This window comes from Xanthomonas sp. LMG 12461 (assembly GCF_009192935.1).
Classification (GTDB): domain Bacteria; phylum Pseudomonadota; class Gammaproteobacteria; order Xanthomonadales; family Xanthomonadaceae; genus Xanthomonas_A; species Xanthomonas_A sontii.
In genome coordinates, this window is record NZ_NQYT01000070.1 from 1 (window position 1) to 16,683 (window position 16,683).

Sequence of the window (16,683 nt, forward strand, 5' to 3'; positions counted from 1 at the left end):
CGGGTATGCCGATGCAGCGCGCGAAGCAGACCTGAAAAGGCGTGGTTACCGCCCCGCGATCCAACATCAAGGGCATGCGCGCAAGCCCTTGAGCGAAGCAGCAAAGCGCCGGAACCGTCGCATTGCCAAGGATCGGGTGTTCGGCGAGCACCCGTTTGCGCGCTTGGCCCAACAAGGCGGCAAGTTCGTACGCTGCATCGGCTTGGCGCGGGCAAAGGTGGTGATCGGGCTGAAGGTCGCCAGCCATAACGTGATGCGGCTGGCACGGCTACAGGAGCGGGCCATGGTGCCAGCGTGATCGGCTGAGGTAGCCCAGCGGCCACCTCAGCCTCCCAACCACCACGATCAGGCGCTGCTCTGGTGCCGTTGCGACAGATGCTACCCCTGGCTCCAGGTCCTGGCAGGTTGTTCGAGGTGCCCTTCAGTCCCGACGAGGGAGGGTGTCAGTCGGCTTCCGGCTTCCCTTTTCGCGACTGCATGACCAGCTGACTCTCACAAGGGCCACCGCTGGCCGATGCAACTTGGACAACTCATCCCCGCAGAACTCCCAAGCACACCGCACGCACGCGCAGGACGCAAACGCGCGCTGCCGTCCTGACTGAACCAATCCCACCGCGCTCCCGCGCCCGGCCTGCCAAGCGCTTGCCGACCGCACAACTTCGATATATCGTTTTCGCATCAAATTCGACATATCGAAATGCGACGACCCCACGCCCCCGGCACGCCCCCCGCGCACCGCCTGTTCGAGGAGGACCGGGCCGGCCGCGGCCGTGGCGCACGCGGTCCCCGTCCGCTCGGCCATGGCGACCTGCGGCTGTTGCTGCTGGCGATGATCGAGACCCAGCCGCGCCACGGCTACGAGTTGATCCGCGCGGTCGCCGAGCTGTTCCATGGCCTGTACACGCCCAGCGCCGGCACGGTCTACCCGACCCTGGCGCAACTGGAAGCGCAGGGCCTGGTGCAGGCCGATGCCGACGCCACCCGCAAGCGCTATGCGATCACCGAAGCCGGCCAGGCCTTCGTGCGCAACGAGCGCGCGCAGGTGGACGCGGCGCTGCAGCGCACCCAGCACAGCGCGCGTGCGCTGGTGCGCGCCAACGTGCCCGCGCCCGTACGCGAGGCGATGCGCCGCATCAAGCACGGCCTGCTGGCGCGGCACGGGCGCTGGAGCCCGGACGAGATCGAGCGCGTCGCCGCGCTGTTGCATGCCGCCGCCGACGGCATGGATGGCAACGCACCCTGATTCCCCTTCCAGCCAGCACGCGGACATTAGCGCTTTCGGCGTCCGCGTCGCCTGCCAACCCTCTCCCCCACTTCCGAGGATTCCCATGGCGACCCACGAACACCGCCTGCTGCGCCACCCGCTGCGCCTGCGCCATCTGCAGGTGCTGCGCACGCAACCACTGACCCCGCACATGCGCCGCATCGTCGTCGGCGGCCCCGAACTGGACGGCTTCGTCAGCGCCGGGCCGGACGACCACGTCAAGCTGTTCTTCCCCAATCCCGAAGGCGCGTTCGTGCTGCCGACGATGACCGAGCACGGCCCGGTGTATCCGGCCGACGCGCTGCCCTCGCCTGCACGCGACTACACCCCGCGCCACTACGACGCCGACGCGCAGGAACTGACCCTGGACTTCGTGTTGCACGGCGACGGCCCGGCCTGCCGCTGGGCGGCGCAGGCCGACCCGGGCGATGCGCTGGTCGTCGGCGGGCCGCGCGGCTCGTTCGTCGCCGCCGACGATTTCGATGCGTACGTGCTGATCGGTGACGAGACCGCGCTGCCGGCGATCGGCCGCTGGCTGGAAACCCTGCCGGCCGACGCGGAAGTCGACGCGCTGATCGAGATCCCCGGCTACGCCGACCGGCAGGCGCTGGAGTGCGACGCCGAGCTGCGCATCACCTGGCTGGAGCGCAACGGCGTGGACGCGCGCAGCAGCCAGTTGCTGGAAGGCGCCCTGCGCGACTTCGACCCGCCCGACGGCGATGCGTTCTACTGGATCGCCTGCGAATCGGCCCGCGCGCGAATGATGCGCAAGTTCGTCGAAGGCCACCTGGGCGTGCCCAAGGAGTGGATCCGCGCGACGGGGTATTGGAAGGCGGGCGGGGACGCGGCCGAAGACTGAAAGCCGCGTCGAAAAAGCAAAAAGCACGCGCAGGACGGCAGGCACCGAACACACCGCAACCCGGCGCAACAGCCCCTCTCCCACCGGGAGAGGGGTTGGGGTGAGGGTAAGGACGCGCCTGGCGCTTCGGGCGCATGCGGGGCTTCGCCAAGAACCATCGCGGTAAGGCCATCGCGGCTGAAGCCGCCCCTACGGTGCGTCTTTCGCGCGCAGTTTCATTGCACTGCACACAGCGAGATCCCGAAAACACAAACGCCCGCCGAATGGCGGGCGTTTGCATTGCGGCAGACGGCAGCGCGCGAAGCGCCGCCGCCGCGACCACAGGCGGCCTTACTTGGCCGCTGCCTGCAGCGCTTCGGTGGTGATGCGGATCTTCACCTCGTCGCTGACGTTCGGCACGTAGGCGCCCAGGCCGAAGTCGCTGCGCTTGACCGTGGTGGTGGCGTCGAAGCCCAGCGCCGGCACCTTCTTCATCGGGTGCGGACCGGCACCGTTGAGGGTCACCGCCAGCACCACCGGCTTGGTCGTGCCCTTGATGGTCAGGTCGCCGGCGACGGTCAGCTTGTTGCCGCCGGCCGAGGTCACCTTGGTGCTCTTGAAGGTGGCAGTGGGGAACTTGGCGGCGTCGAAGAAGTCGGCGCTCTTCAGGTGCTCGTCGAACTTGGCGGTGAAGCTGTTGAGGCCGGACAGCGGCAGGGTCACGTTGACGCTGGACTTGCTCACGTCCTGGGCGTTGTAGACCAGGGTGCCGTCGACGTCGCCGAAGTGCGCGGACGGGTTGGAGAAGCCGAAGTGGCTCCACTGCACCAGCACGTCGGTGTGGGCCGGGTCGAGCGTGTAGGTGCCGGAGACGCCCTTGGCGGCGGCAGCGGCGGCGGCCGGGGCGGCGAAGGCGCTGGTGGCCGGCTGGGCGACGACGACGGCCAGGGCCATGGCGAGCGGGAGCAGCAGTTTGCGGGTCTTGGTCATGGTGGAACTCCTTGGAGGGGTGATGGGACGAAACTGCGGCAGGCGCGGGCCTGCGGTGGGACACGAAAGCGGAACGCGCGCGCTCACTCGATGCGCGCGGCCTCGTCGAAACTCAGCCGCGGCAGGCGCGGGAACAGGCCGCTGGGATCGCCGTAGCCGAGGTTGACCAGGAAGTTGGATTTGATCGCAGTGCCCGCGAAGAACGCGGCATCGACCTTGGCGTTGTCGAAGCCGGACATGGGACCGGCATCCAGGCCCAGCGCACGCGCGGCCAGGATCAGGTAGGCGCCCTGCAGCGAGCCGTTGCGGAACGCGCCTTCGCTGCGGCCTTCGCGCGGGCCGTCGAACCAGCTCTTGGCATCGGTGTGCGGGAACAGATACGGCAGCTTCTCGTGGAAGTCCTCGTCGTGGGCCACGATCACCGTGACCGGCGCGGCCAGGGTCTTGGCCAGGTTGCCCTCGGACAGCGCCGGCTTGAGCTTTTCCTTGGCCTGCGGCGAGGTGACGAAGACGAAGCGTGCCGGGCTGCCGTTGGCCGCGGTCGGGCCCCACTTCACCAGGTCGTACAGGGCACGCAGGGTGTCTTCGGCGACCGGCTTGTCCAGGAACGCGTTCTGGGTGCGCGCGGTGCGGAACAACTGGTCGAGGGCGGCGTCGTGCAAGGCGTCGGACATGGAGGAAGTTCCTTGATCGAGGGAAGCGCCAGGAGGCCGGTGGGGCCGTCCCGATGCGAGGCGGCCAGTGTAGAGTGGCACGATTGTCGCAACACCCGGCCGCGATGCAACGGATTACTACCAAACGTGAAACGATCGGACGCGACCTGGGCGATTAGCGATGGCCGCGCCGGCAACGCCCGCCAGGCCGAGGCGCTGGCTAGCGCGTTGGCGCTTCCGGCCGCGGCACCGATCCAGGCGCAGGTGTTGCAGCCGCACATGCCGTGGCGCTGGTTGGCGCCACGCTGGCTGCCCGGCGCGCAGCATGCGTACGGCGCGACATTCGCCGCAGCAGTGCAGCAGCCGCCGCCGCTCGCCGTGGGCTGCGGCCGCCAGGCGGCACTGGCGACGCGGCTGCTGCGCACGCGCGGCAGCCAGGTGGTGCAGATCCTGGATCCGCGGCTGGACCCGCGACACTGGGACGTAGTGGTGGTGCCGGAACACGATCGCCTGCGCGGCCCCAATGTGCTGACCCTGCTCGGCAGCCTGCATCCGATCGACGATGCCTGGCTGGCGGCCGGGCGCACGGCGTTTCCTGCGTTGGGCGCATTGCCCTCGCCGCGCATCGGTCTGTTGGTGGGCGGCCCCTCCGGGCTGGCGCCGTGGAGCGCAGCACAGGCACAGGCCGCCTTCGCCGACATCGCCGCACAGTTGCGCGCGCACGGCGGCAGCCTCCTCGCCAGCGCATCGCGGCGCACGCCGCCTGCGGTGGCCGCGGCCTTGCGCCGCACGTTTGCCGACGTGCCGGGCATGGTGTGGGGCGGCGCGGACGACGGCGCCAATCCCTATGCCGGCCTGCTCGGCTGGGCCGAGCGTCTCGTGTGCACGCCGGACTCGGTGAACCTGCTATCCGAAGCCTGCGCCACGCGCGTGCCGGTGCAGGTACTGATGCCGGAGACGGCGCGTGGCCGCGCCCTGGATTTCCATCGTGCTTTGCAGGCGCGTGGACGCCTACTTCCGGCGCAAGATCCCGGCGACGCGTACGCCGCCGGCATCGCACCGCTGCGCGAAACCGCGCGGGTGGCCGCGCTGATCCGCGACCGCCTGGCGCTGGCCTGATCGGCCGCCGTGCCGGCGTCGCTGCCACGACACCGACACGGCAACCGGGCCCAACGCGTCACATCACGCTATGTCAGGGGTTGCTCGGCGAACGCGGCACGCCGGCCGGCGCCGCATCCAGCGCGCCGATCAGCAGCCGCACCACCGGCGTGCCCACGCCGACCGTGTAGTTGTACTTGCCCTTGATCGGCTGGTTGTTGTCGACCACGCCGTTGTAGCCGGGGATGCCGCGATGCAGCGCCTCCGGCCCATTGGCGGCCAGGCGGTACAGGTAATCGTTGAGATTGCCCTGGCGGCCCTGCTTCTCCACCAGCAGCGCGACCGCGCTGGCGAATTCCGGCGCGGCGACGCTGGTGCCGATCATCGCCGAGATGCCGCCCTTGAAGTAGGTGGCCACCGAGCTGTCGCCCTCACGGCACGGCTGCGTCGCAATCCCCGGGCAGCCGCCGACCAGCATGCCGATGTCCGGCAGCGCGCGCATGGACGTGCGCGTCCCGCCGAGTGCACGCAACTGGTAGGCCGGACGCTGGAACAGGGCGCTGACGCCGCCACCGGCGCCCCAGTAGCCGCCGGCCAGGTTCGCGCCGACGCCGTAGTAGTCGGCGGTCTCCAGCGGATCGCCGTAGGCGCTTTCGCTCTTGTAGCCGGATTCCAGGCTGCCCTTCTTGTACGCAGTGAGCAGGTTGCCGCCGCCGACCGCGGTCACGTGCGGGCTGGCCGCCGGGTGTTCGACGCCGGCGACGAAGCGGCCGTCCTTGTGGTCGACCGCGTACTGCGTGTCGGCGCAGTCCAGGCCGGCGTTGTCGCCACTGGAGGCGACGAAGGTGATGCCCTGCGCGTTGCCCTGCTTGAACACCGCATCGTAGGGACGCAGCAGCGAGGTGAAATCCTTGCCGCCGTTGTAGGCCGCGGTGTAGTACAGCTCGCAGCCGCCGAACGAGGAGCTGACGACATCGGCCTGGTTGTCCTGCACGATCTGCCGGTAGCCGGCCAGCACCGAGGCGTCGCTCAGATCCGGGATCACGTACAGCAGCACGTGCGCGCCCGGCGCGCCGCCCAGCGCCATCTCCACGTCGAGCGCGGCCTCGCTCGCCGCGGCGTCGTTGCCGTCCTGCAGGCCCGGCGTGGCGCCGGCCACGTAGTGGCGCGCGTACAGGGTCGGGTCGGCGTGGTTGGCGGCGTAGCGGCTGAAGTTTTCGTGGTCGAACATCGCCTTGATGTCCGAATCCAGCACGTCGCTGCTGATCAGGATGGCGATGGTGCTGCCGGTGCCGTCGAGCCGGCGCTGCTGCCCGGCCGCGCCGGTGGTGGCCTGGTAGGACGGATAGCCGTAGGCCTGCTTGAGGTCGTTGTACCAATAGGTGGTGCCGCCGGCGCCGTAGCGGTTGGCGGGATTCTTGGTGGCTGCGCGCTGCCAGTTGACGTGCATCGGCGGCACACCGCGGGTCAGGCCGGTCACCGTCGCACCGCTGTCGCGCAGCGCAGCGGGCAGTTGCAGGGGCGCGGCGGCGGCGAGGTGGGCCTGACTGCCCTGCTGTACCTCGGCGGTCAGCGGCGCCGCGAACAAGCGCTCGACGTTGTTCGCGCTCGCACTGACATGCAGGGTGTTGCCCTGCTCGGTGACGTTCATGTGCGCGGCCTGCAGCGCGGCACGCACCTGCGCGACCTGCGCCGGTGCCGGCGCGAAGCGGCGCTGGAATTCGGCCGGCGTCAGCCAATGGTGATACTGCGGGGAGACCGGATCCTGGATGTCGGCCAGCAACGCGTCCAGGCCGGCCTGGTCGCGCAACGGCAAGTGCACGTCGAAGTTGACCGGCGCGGCGCGCAGCGTTGCGGTCATCGCCGCGATGGAGGCGTCGGGCACGGCATTGGCGGTGCCGAGCGCGCACAGCAGGGAAGCGGACAACACGGCAGCCAGCAAGGGCCGACGGCGGATGCGATCAAGCATGGGCGTCTCTCCGGGGGTAGAGCGGGTGGACGAGGCCGTGGCGGCCTCGCGGTGGGAAATCGATGGCCCCTCTTCCCTCGGGAGAGAGGTTGGAGTGAGGGTGGGAAGCACGAAGTGCGCGCGTGGTTCGTTGCGACGAGGCTGCGCCCGTACCCTCATCCGCCCCTGCGGGGCACCTTCTCCGGGGGGAGAAGGGAGACGCTGAGCCCCTCTCCCACCGGGAGAGGGGTTGGGGTGAGGGTACGGTGCGCGCAGCGCGTGCGTGGTTCGTTGCTGCGAGGCTTCGCCCGTACCCTCATCCGCCCCTTCGGGGCACCTTCTCCCGATGGGAGAAGGGAGACGCTGCGCCCCTCTCCCACCGGGAGAGGGGTTGGGGTGAGGGTGCGGCGCGCGCAGCGCACGCGTGGTTTGTTGCTGCGAGGCTGCGCCCGTACCCTCATCCGCCCCTGCGGGGCACCTTCTCCCGGGGGGAGAAGGGAGACGCTGAGCCCCTCTCCCACCGGGAGAGGGGTTGGGGTGAGGGTACGGCGCGCGAAGCGCACGCGTGGTTTGTTGCTGCGAGCCTGCGTCCGGACCCTCATCCGCCCCTGCGGGGCACCTTCTCCCGATGGGAGAAGGGAGACACTGAGCCCCTCTCCCATCGGGAGAGGGGTTGGGGTGAGGGTACGGCGCGCGCAGACCTGTCGAGGCGAGGGCCCAACAGCGCACGCGAACGACGCTCCGAGCGACGCGAGGGCACTGTGCTTCCTGCTCATGTCTGCACGCATCGGCACGTCGTCGGGCTTGGGCGAGGCGTGATCATTGAGGAGGAGCGCACTACAAAACTTTGACGGACGACGCCGTTTTCGACTTTGGAAACAGCATGTTTCGCCGGGTCTCCGACACACACGCCTACATGTGTTCACCACTCGTCATGCATGGCAATCGGCGACACTCTGTATCGCATTGATGTCTACACGCGCGCGCCACGCCGCTTCTTCCGCGATGTCGCACGATGGCGCGCCTGCGGTCATCGCGCGCCCGGCGGCTGCGACACGAACGCCATGCCGCAGGACCGCTGCATGACAACCGCAACGCCGATGACGCCAACCTGCAACGTCGCTGTCGCATCGTGTGCGCACTTCCTTTACGAATTCCCCTCGCGCATGCCTCTCCATTCCCTGCTGAGCACGGCGATCCTCGCCGCCCTGTTGTCGCCCTTCGCCGCCACTGCCGCAGAACCCACCGCCGATGGCGCCGCGGCCGACGTGCAGCAACTCGATGCGGTGTCGGTGATCGGCCAGGGCGAAACCCGCCAGGTGCAGCGCATCACCGCGCAGGACGTGGCGGTGCTGCCGCCGGGCACCAGCATCCAGAAGCTGCTCAACCGCATTCCCGGCGTCAACGTGCAGTCCAACGACGCCTTCGGCGCCAACGAGGAATCGCAGACCATCAGCCTGCGTGGCTTCAACGGCGTGCGCCTGGGCTACACCCTCGACGGCCTGCCGCTGGGCGACAACGCCTACGGCAACTACAACGGCCTGAACATCAGCCGCGCGCTGATCGCCGAGAATTTCGGCGGCGTGGAACTGGCCTCGGGCATCGGCAGCCTGGGCACGGCCTCCACCAGCAACCTCGGCGGCACGGTGCAGTACTACTCCGACGATCCGTCCACCGAGGTCGGCGTGCGCCTGGCGCAGACCATCGGCTCGGACAGCAACCGCCGCACCTACCTGCGCCTGGATACCGGCGAGCACAACGGCTTCTCCGCCTACCTGTCCGGCATCTACGCCGACGCCGACATGTGGGCCCCCCCGGGTTCGCCGACCCACACCGCGCAGTTCAATGGCAAGGGCGTGTACCAGTTCGAAGGCGGCAAGATCACCGCGTTCGTCGACACCTCGCGCACCTCGCAGGCCGACTACGCCTACCTGTCCAAGAGCGGTCTGCACCGCGGCCTGGGCTGGGACTGGAACCTGTATGCGCCGGACTGGCAGCGCGCACTGGCCGCGGCCTATTGCGCGCCGGCCACGCGCAACCCCAGCCGTTGCGGCTACAGCGGCGGCGTGGACAACATCGACGACGCCTATTACCAGAGCCGCGCGCTGCGCAACGACGACCTGTACTACCTGGCCGGCGACTTCCAGCCGTCCGATGCGGTGAGCGTGCACACCCAGGTCTACCACCACGAGAACGAAGGCCAGGGCCACTGGTGGTCGCCGGGCCAGCCGTCCTACCCGGGCACGCCGCAGGCGCTGCCGATCTCGATCCGCAGCACCAACTACACCATCAACCGCACCGGCGGCATCGCCTCGCTGGGCTGGGACATCGGCCCGCACCACCTGGAAGCGGGCGTGTGGTACGAGCGCAACAAGCACCACGTGGAGCGCAACTTCTACTGGATCGACGGCCCGATCGACGACGACATTTTCCTGAGCAACCCGAACCGCCGGCTGTTCTCGCAGGACTACGTCATCACCACCAAGCAGGCCTACGTGCAGGGCACCTTCAAGCTGCTCGACGAGCGCCTGACCCTCGACATCGGCGCCAAGAGCCCGCACACCACCATGACCGCGCGCGAGACCCCGGGGATCGCAGTGGAAGCGCCGGTGGCCAACGGCGAGCTGAAGGCCAGCAAGGCGCTGCTGCCGCAGGCCGGCCTGAGCTACCGCCTGGCCGAGGGCCAGGAAGTGTTCGCCTCCTACGCCGAGAACATCGCCGCGTTCCAGGGCGGCGGGGCCGGCGGCCCGCTGCTGGTGACCCAGGCCTCGTTCGACGCCAGCGTCGGCGCGCTGCAGCCGGAGAAGTCCAAGACCTTCGAAGCCGGCTACCGCCTGGTGCGCGACCAGTTCGAGGCCTCGCTGGTCGGCTACGACGTCACCTTCGACAACCGCCTGCTCTCGCTCAACCCGTGCCCGAGCATCCAGCAGGGCACCAGCCCGGCGTGCACCACGCGCTTCTTCAACGTCGGCTCGGTGAGCAGCCGCGGCGGCGAGCTGACCTTCATCTGGAAGCCGACCGCGCACCTGCAGTGGTACAACTCGGCCTCGATCAACCGCTCCACCTACGACGACAACTACGTGCAGAACGGCGCGGTCATCCCCACCGCCGGCAAGTCCACCGTGGACACGCCCAAGCGCATGTTCGCCAGCGAACTCAGCTGGACCTGGAACGGTTGGAACGCCAACCTGCGCGGCAAGTACACCGGCCAGCGCTACTACACCTACACCAACGACCAGGGCTTCGGCGGCTACACCTCCTTCGATGCAGGCGCCGGCTACGATTTCGGGGCGGTGTCGTTCCTGCGGGACCTGAAGCTGTCGTTGAACGTCACCAACCTCACCGACAAGCGCTACGCCTCCAACCTCACCGCCTTCAGCAACAGCGATCCGAACGGCCGCTCGCTGGCCTTCCACGCCAGCGCGCCGCGGCAGGCGTTCCTGACCCTGGACGCGCGCTTCTGAGCGCGTCCATCCTGTCCGCCTGCCCCCGAACCGGAACGCATGCGATGATCCGATCCACCTCCTGGTTGTTGGGATGCGCGATGGCCGTGTTGGCGACCACCGCGGCGGCCGCACCGGCCGCCGCCCCAGGCGAGCACAAGCCGCTGGTGATCGGCCACCGCGGCGCCAGCGCGCTGCGCCCCGAACACACCCTGGCGTCCTACGCCAAGGCCATCGCCGACGGCGCCGACTTCATCGAGCCGGACCTGGTCTCGACCAAGGACGGCGTGCTGGTGGCGCGCCACGAGAACGAGATCGGCGGCACCACCGACGTGGCCGCGCACCCGGAGTTCGCCGCGCGCAAGACCGTCAAGCAGATCGACGGACAGCGCGTGGAAGGCTGGTTCACCGAAGACTTCACCCTGGCCGAGCTGAAGACCCTGCGCGCACGCGAGCGCTTGCCGCAACTGCGCGGCACCGCCTTCGACGGGCAGTTCCAGGTGCCGACCATGGACGAGATCATCGACTTCACCGCGGCCGAGTCGGCCACGCGCGGGCGGCCGATCGGGCTGATTCCCGAGATCAAGCACGGCACCTACTTCCGCGGGCTCGGCCTGGCGATGGAAGACAAGCTGGTCGCCACCCTCGATGCGCATGCCTACACGCGCAAGGCGCCGGTGGTGATCCAGTCGTTCGAGATCGGCAACCTGGAATCGCTGCACGGCAAGTTGGGCAGCACCCATCCGAACGTGCGCCTGGTGCAGTTGCTGGGCGATCCCAAGGAACGCCCGGGCGACCAGTTGCGCAATGGCCCGACCTACGCGCAGATGGGCAGCGCACAGGGCCTGCGCGCGATCGCCAAGTACGCGCAGCTGGTCAGCCCCAACCTGCGCGCGATCGTGCCGGTGAGTGCCGACGGCGCCCTGGCTCCGCCCACCTCGTTCGTTGCCGATGCGCATGCGGCGGGCCTGCAGGTGATTCCGTACACGTTCCGGCCGGAGAACTATTTCCTGCCCAAGCAGTTGCAGGACGCGCGCGGCCCGGCGGCGGTGAATGCCGCCGGCAGCATGAAGGAAATGCGCGCGCTGATCGACGCCGGCATCGATGGCTTCTTCACCGACGACCCGGCGGTGGGCCGCGCGGCGGTGGATGGGATGGCGCTGCCGCGGTGAAGCCGAGAATGGGGAATGGGGAATGGGGAATGGGGAATCGCAACAGCGGTTCCCAGCGCGGAGTTCCATTTGCAGGAACGGCTTCAGCCGCGGTAGAGCCGGGAATAGGGAATAGGGAATAGGGAATCGCAACAGCGTTCCCCAGCGCGGAGTTCCATTTGCAGGAGCAGCTTCAGCCGCGACGCGTGGAGATCGGGGCGCACTGTGCGCAGCGGATGCGCCATCGGGTCGGGACTGAAGTCCCTCCCACAGTGCAGCCTCCCGGCAGTGCCGGTGCGGCGAAGTTGGAATTGGAGCATCGCAACAGCGGTTCTCATCGTGGGGTTTGCCACGATAGGAGCGGCTTCAGCCGCGACCACGCGAGATCGGGATACGCCCTGTCGCGGCTGAAGCCACTCCTACGCCGCACGGGGGCGTTGAGATCGTCCACATGCCCGGCATTGGTCATCGCGCGTCCAGGCCGCGATAATGCGCGCCCGCCGCCCCTGCCCCGATCGCCGTGCCGTCCGTTGCCGCTCCCTCGCCCACTTTCGCCGCGCTGACCCCGCGCGCGCTGCTGCTGTCCGTGCTGGCGATGGGCGCGGTGGTGTTGCTGTCGAACGTGCTGGTGCAGTTCCCGATCAACGACTGGTTGACCTGGGGCGCCTTCAGCTATCCGCTGGCGTTCCTGGTCAGCAACCTGATCAACCGCCGCTTCGGCCCGCGCGCGGCGCGGCGGGTGGCCTGGTGCGGTTTCGCGCTGGCGGTGCTGCTGTCGATCTGGATCGCCACCCCGCGCATCGCCGCGGCCTCGTGCCTGGCCTTCATCGCCGCGCAGTTGCTGGACATCACCGTGTTCGACCGGCTGCGCCGCGGCCGCTGGTGGCGCGCGCCGATCGTCGCCACCACCTGCAGCGCGACGCTGGACACCACGATCTTCTGGTCGATCGCCTTCGCCGGCTCGGCGCTGCCGTGGCTGAGCTGGGCCGCCGGCGACCTGGCAGTGAAGCTGGGCATCGGCGTGTGCCTGCTGGCGCCGTTCCGCGCGCTGCTGTGGCGGATGGCGCCGACGCGCTGACGGCTGCGCCGCGCTTTGCGCAAGCGCGGCTTCACAAGCGGCCACGGCAGACGTTGAACAGGCCATCGGCGGCGCACGTCCCGTGCGCCGCGCCTGCGACGAGACCACGCCCATGCCGCACGACGTCACCCCCGCCCTCGCGCTGAGTGCGCTCAACGCCACCCTGGCGCAACTGCAGCCGGCCGGCACAGCGCTGGCCACGCTGACCAGTCCCGCCGTTTCCAACCCAGCGTGGTCGTGCAATACCTTCGCCCCGCTGATGCTGGAAATGGTGCTGCTGCGCCGCGACCGGCCCTTGCGCAACACGCCGTACCTGGCGGACGCGGCGTTGCCGACCTTCGGCGACGGCGACTTCGTCAACATCGTGCTGCTGGGCGATCCGTCGCAGTTGATCCACAACGTCAACATCCTGGTGGACGGCGAGCGGGTCTACCTGTTCCAGGCCTACCTCGAGCAGGTCGTGGACGTGGTGCGAGTGTTCGAGTCAGTGACCTTCCATGCGCTGTGGCACGACCTGTGCGCCGGTCGCGCCGGCCTGTGGAAGCGCGCCTACCAGGCGCTGTTCGGCGTGGATCCCGACCAGGTGGTGGACACTGATCCCGACGCGGTCTGGTTCCAGTCTCAATACGTCAGCGTGTAGCAATCGCGCCACCGCGGCGCGGAACGGCATGCCGACGCCGATCGCCGCGATCAAGGCGGCGTGTTTGCGGATGTAGCGCGGCAGCGTGCACAGGCTCCCCGGGGATTGCAGACAGCGCAGGCGACGCGTTTTCTGCCGCGATTCGGCAAACGCACGCTGCCAGAAACGCGTGTCGCCGCCGCCATCGCACGTGCACACCTGCGCCTGGCGTCAGGATGGCAGGCGCGCTAGCGCGTCGCGTCGCCGTCCGCACGGCCCTCGACGAACACCAGCTCCAGCGCGACCGCGGCCTGTCGGATCGCCGCACGCGCCGCGGCGATCTCGGCCGTGGGCGCGGTCAGGCGCGGTCGCCGGTCCAGCGTGCAGGCCAGGCCGGCCTCGACCAGCGTGGCATGCGCGGCATGCAGGCTGGCAGCGATGGAAGGCGACAGCCAGCCGCTGTGCGCCAGCGCATCGAGCAGCGCCGGGGTGTCGCGCGGCGCCAGCAGCGCAGGCTGCTGCGCGGCGCCGAGCAGCACGCCGGCCTGCACCAGGAATTCCAGGTCGACCAGGCCGCCGGCGCCCTGCTTGAGGTCGAAGCGCGCGGCATCGCTGCGGTCGAGTTCGGCACGCATGCGCGCACGCATCTTGCGCACTTCCTCGCGCAGCGCTGCAGGCTCGCGCGGGCGCGCCAGGGTCTGCGCGCGCACCTGCTCGAACTGCTGCAGCAGCGGCGCATCGCCGGCCACGCCGCGCGCGCGCACCAGCGCCTGGTGTTCCCAAGTCCAGGCGCGCTCGCGCTGATACTCGCGGTAGCTGGCCAGCGACGACACCAGCGCGCCCTTTCCGCCGTCCGGGCGCAGGCGCACGTCGATGTCGTACAGGCGGCCGCCACCGGTGACCGCGCCGAGCAACGCGATCACCTTCTGCGCCAGCCGCGCGAACCAGCGCCCGCTCTCCAGCGGCCGCGGCCCGGCCGAGGCCTCCACGCCCGGCGGGTGGTCGTACAGGAACACCAGGTCCAGGTCCGAGCCGATGCCCAGTTCCACACCGCCGAGGCTGCCGTAACCGACGATGGCGAAACTGCCGCCAGGCACCTCGCCGTGCGCGGCGACCAGATCGGCACGCGCCAGGCGCAGCACCGTCACGACCACCGCCTCGGCCAGCTGCGCGAGCTGGCGGGCGCTGTCGAGCGCGGGCTGGCGCCGGTCCAGCGTGGCCAGGGCGATGCGGAAACTCAGCGCCTGGCGCGCTTCGTTGAGGCCGCGCAAGGCAGCTTCCGGATCGTCGTCAGCGGTGGCGACCGCGGCATCGCACAGCCGCTGCATCGCCGCCTGGTCCGGCATCGCGCCGTCCACGCGGCTGTCGAGCAGTTCGTCCAGCAGCAGCGGATGCGCGGCCAGCCGTTCGGACAGGAAGGCGCTGCGCGCCAGCACGTCGACCAGCCGCGCCAGCGCGCTGGGTTGTTCGTCGAGCAGGGCCAGGTAGCTGGCCCGGCGCAGGATCGCCTGCAGCAGGCCGAGCACGCGGTGCAGGGCGGCATCGGCCTGCGCCGAGCGCGCCGCGGCATGCAGCAGCGCCGGCAGCACCCGGTCCAGGCGCGCACGCGCGGCATCGGAGAGCGTGCGCACGCCCAGCGACTGCACGAAACCGCGCAAGGCCTGGTCGGCGCCGTCAGGGTCTGAGAAACCAGCCTCGCGCAGCACCTGCACCTGGCCAGCGTCGGGCAGGCTGCGCCAGTAGTCGGCCAGCGCATCGGGCGCCAGCGCGCGCTCGCGCGGCGCCAGCAGTTCGGCGAACTCGGCGGCGACGCGATCGCGCTGCACCTGCAGCGCCGCGTGCAGCGCGGCCCAGTCGGCATGGCCGAGGCCGAAGGCGATGCGCGCGCGGTCCAGCGGATCCTCGGGCAGCGCGTGGGTCTGCGCATCGCGCAGCATCTGCAGGCGGTTCTCCACCTGGCGCAGGACGCGATACGCCTGTGCGAGCGCTGCGCCGTCCTCGGCGGCGACCTGGCCGGCGGCGACCAGCGCGTGCAGCGCCGGCAACAGGCGGCGTTCGCGCAGTGCGGGTTCGCGGCCGCCGCGGATCAACTGCAGCGACTGCACCAGGAACTCGATCTCGCGGATGCCGCCGGCGCCGCGCTTGATGTCGTCCAGCCGGTCGTGGCGCGCCACTTCGGCGGTGATCGCCGCCTTCATCTCGCGCAGGCCGTCCAGCGCGGTGTAGTCGAGATAGCGCCGGTACACGAACGGGCGCAGCGCCTGCAGCCATTCCTCGCCGGCGGCGATGTCGCCGGCCACCGCGCGCGCCTTCAGCCAGGCGTAGCGCTCCCAGTCGCGGCCTTCGCGCTGGAAATACTGGTCCATGCCGGCGAACGACAGCGCCACCCGGCCCGCCGTGCCGAACGGACGCAGGCGCAGATCCACGCGGTGCGCGAAGCCGTCGGCGGTGGTCTCGTCGAGCAGCCGCGCCAGGCGCTGGCCGAGCCGCGCGAAGTATTCCTCGGCGGCCAGCGCCCGCGCGCCGTCGGACTCGCCGCCCTGCGGATAGGCGTAGACCAGATCCACGTCGGAGGAGAAATTCAGTTCGCCGCCGCCGAGCTTGCCCAGGCCGAATACCACCAGCCGCTGCACGCTGCCGTCGGCGGCACGCACCACCCCGTGGCGCGCGGCGAACTCGCCCTCCAGCGCCTGCAGCGCCAGCGCCAGGCAGTCCTCGGCCAAGCGCGTGCTGCCGGCCAGGGTCGCATCGACCTCGTCCAGGCCCAGCACGTCGCGCCACACCAGCCGCGCCGAGGCGGCCGCGCGGTAGCGGCGCAACTGCGCCGGCCATGCGGCGGGCTGCGCCGGATCCAGCTGCGGCAGCGGCAACGGCGGCGGATCCGGCTGCGTCAGGTGCGCGAGCAAGGACGGCTGCCGGCACAGAGTGTCGAGCAGGAAATCGCTGGCCAGCAGCGCGCGCGCCAGCGCGTCCTCGAAACCGGGATGAGACGGCCACGGCTGCGCGGCGACGGCGTGGCGCAGGCGCGCCAGGCTGCGTTCGAGCGTGGGTTGCAGGACGTCGGGAACGGCGAAGGGAGCAGAAGCCATCGGCCGATGATGGCATCCCGCGGCGACCGCGGACAGGACCGCAGCGTGGATGCAATCAAACGCGCGCCGTCGGACACGGCGAGCGCAAGGAAAGCGTCGTGATTGCAGCATCGGCCCCAGCCAGGGCGGAGCTGTCTGCGCTGCATACGAGGAACTTCATTCCGACGTGTCCGACGCTTGCTGGGTCTCCCACCACCGCGCGTCGCGGCTGAAGCCGCTCCCACAGGTGAAGCACCCACATTCTCGGCAACCCCACGGTGCAGCAATGCACTGTGGGAGGGACTTCAGTCCCGACCCGACGGCGCATCCGACGCCGCAAGGCCGTTCCACCGTCGCACGTTACGACTGAGACCATTCCCGCACGGCTCCAGAAATCCGCGCAGAACGCAGCTTTTCGGCACTTTTCGCAACGTTTCGCAGACCTTGTCGCCAGCCCCGTCACGACGATGGTGTATCATGGCCGTCTCGACGGAGCCCCTGTGCGCCCTGCGCCGCCCGCTCCGTTCTTCGAT

General features: G+C 69.9%; 11 protein-coding genes and 1 pseudogene. 8 read left to right on the forward strand and 4 right to left on the reverse strand.

Going from position 1 to position 16,683, the window contains the following annotated elements; genetic code table 11:
- From CEK68_RS17315 to CEK68_RS17325, 3 genes and pseudogenes are all read left to right on the forward strand, one after another.
- Positions 1 to 298: pseudogene (locus CEK68_RS17315) on the forward strand (IS5/IS1182 family transposase); the annotation flags it as partial.
- Positions 299 to 697: 399 nt separating this feature from the next.
- Complete coding sequence (locus CEK68_RS17320) at positions 698 to 1,243, forward strand: PadR family transcriptional regulator (RefSeq protein WP_152240135.1); 546 nt, start codon at positions 698 to 700, stop codon at positions 1,241 to 1,243.
- An 85-nt stretch (positions 1,244 to 1,328) separates the two neighbouring features.
- Positions 1,329 to 2,123: a siderophore-interacting protein gene (locus tag CEK68_RS17325; RefSeq protein ID WP_152240136.1), complete on the forward strand. Its 795-nt coding sequence runs from the start codon at positions 1,329 to 1,331 to the stop codon at positions 2,121 to 2,123.
- 330 nt (positions 2,124 to 2,453) lie between these two features.
- On the opposite strand, the gene CEK68_RS17330 is transcribed toward CEK68_RS17325, so the two are convergent.
- A complete protein-coding gene (locus tag CEK68_RS17330) occupies positions 2,454 to 3,092 on the reverse strand; it encodes a YceI family protein (protein WP_017910034.1) in 639 nt (212 codons plus the stop codon).
- A gap of 83 nt (positions 3,093 to 3,175) precedes the next feature.
- Positions 3,176 to 3,766: a malonic semialdehyde reductase gene (locus CEK68_RS17335; protein ID WP_017915369.1), complete on the reverse strand. Its 591-nt coding sequence runs from the start codon at positions 3,764 to 3,766 to the stop codon at positions 3,176 to 3,178.
- A 126-nt stretch (positions 3,767 to 3,892) separates the two neighbouring features.
- Here CEK68_RS17335 and CEK68_RS17340 point away from each other — a divergent pair, with 126 nt between their 5' ends.
- Complete coding sequence (locus CEK68_RS17340) at positions 3,893 to 4,864, forward strand: mitochondrial fission ELM1 family protein (RefSeq protein WP_152240137.1); 972 nt, start codon at positions 3,893 to 3,895, stop codon at positions 4,862 to 4,864.
- Positions 4,865 to 4,937: 73 nt separating this feature from the next.
- Here CEK68_RS17340 and CEK68_RS17345 read toward each other — a convergent pair whose 3' ends face one another.
- Positions 4,938 to 6,812: a S53 family peptidase gene (locus tag CEK68_RS17345; RefSeq protein WP_193314240.1), complete on the reverse strand. Its 1,875-nt coding sequence runs from the start codon at positions 6,810 to 6,812 to the stop codon at positions 4,938 to 4,940.
- A 1,145-nt stretch (positions 6,813 to 7,957) separates the two neighbouring features.
- On the opposite strand from CEK68_RS17345, the gene CEK68_RS17350 reads away from it, so the two are divergent.
- From CEK68_RS17350 to CEK68_RS17365, 4 genes are all read left to right on the forward strand, one after another.
- Positions 7,958 to 10,255 carry a TonB-dependent receptor gene (locus CEK68_RS17350; RefSeq protein ID WP_152240138.1) on the forward strand — a complete coding sequence of 766 codons (2,298 nt, stop codon included), beginning with the start codon at positions 7,958 to 7,960 and terminating at the stop codon, positions 10,253 to 10,255.
- 80 nt (positions 10,256 to 10,335) lie between these two features.
- On the forward strand, positions 10,336 to 11,406 hold the full coding sequence (locus CEK68_RS17355) for a glycerophosphodiester phosphodiesterase (protein ID WP_152240168.1): 1,071 nt from the start codon (positions 10,336 to 10,338) through the stop codon (positions 11,404 to 11,406).
- A 499-nt stretch (positions 11,407 to 11,905) separates the two neighbouring features.
- Positions 11,906 to 12,463: a queuosine precursor transporter gene (locus CEK68_RS17360; RefSeq protein WP_017914641.1), complete on the forward strand. Its 558-nt coding sequence runs from the start codon at positions 11,906 to 11,908 to the stop codon at positions 12,461 to 12,463.
- Positions 12,464 to 12,575: 112 nt separating this feature from the next.
- Positions 12,576 to 13,103, forward strand: a complete 528-nt coding sequence (locus CEK68_RS17365) for a hypothetical protein (RefSeq protein ID WP_152240139.1) — start codon at positions 12,576 to 12,578, stop codon at positions 13,101 to 13,103.
- A 227-nt stretch (positions 13,104 to 13,330) separates the two neighbouring features.
- Here CEK68_RS17365 and glnE read toward each other — a convergent pair whose 3' ends face one another.
- Entirely contained in the window at positions 13,331 to 16,171 is a 2,841-nt protein-coding gene (gene glnE, locus CEK68_RS17370) for a bifunctional [glutamate--ammonia ligase]-adenylyl-L-tyrosine phosphorylase/[glutamate--ammonia-ligase] adenylyltransferase (RefSeq protein ID WP_152240140.1), read from the reverse strand.
- Positions 16,172 to 16,683: the final 512 nt, after the last annotated feature.

Excerpts from the sequence above, each read along its gene's own strand:
- CEK68_RS17320 (WP_152240135.1), top strand. The coding sequence starts at position 698 with ATGCGACGACCCCACGCCCCCGGCACGCCCCCCGCGCACCGCCTGTTC.
- CEK68_RS17325 (WP_152240136.1), top strand. The coding sequence starts at position 1,329 with ATGGCGACCCACGAACACCGCCTGCTGCGCCACCCGCTGCGCCTGCGC.
- CEK68_RS17330 (WP_017910034.1), bottom strand. The coding sequence starts at position 3,092 with ATGACCAAGACCCGCAAACTGCTGCTCCCGCTCGCCATGGCCCTGGCC.
- CEK68_RS17335 (WP_017915369.1), bottom strand. The coding sequence starts at position 3,766 with ATGTCCGACGCCTTGCACGACGCCGCCCTCGACCAGTTGTTCCGCACC.
- CEK68_RS17345 (WP_193314240.1), bottom strand. The coding sequence starts at position 6,812 with ATGCTTGATCGCATCCGCCGTCGGCCCTTGCTGGCTGCCGTGTTGTCC.
- CEK68_RS17350 (WP_152240138.1), top strand. The coding sequence starts at position 7,958 with ATGCCTCTCCATTCCCTGCTGAGCACGGCGATCCTCGCCGCCCTGTTG.
- CEK68_RS17355 (WP_152240168.1), top strand. The coding sequence starts at position 10,336 with ATGGCCGTGTTGGCGACCACCGCGGCGGCCGCACCGGCCGCCGCCCCA.
- CEK68_RS17365 (WP_152240139.1), top strand. The coding sequence starts at position 12,576 with ATGCCGCACGACGTCACCCCCGCCCTCGCGCTGAGTGCGCTCAACGCC.
- glnE (WP_152240140.1), bottom strand. The coding sequence starts at position 16,171 with ATGGCTTCTGCTCCCTTCGCCGTTCCCGACGTCCTGCAACCCACGCTC.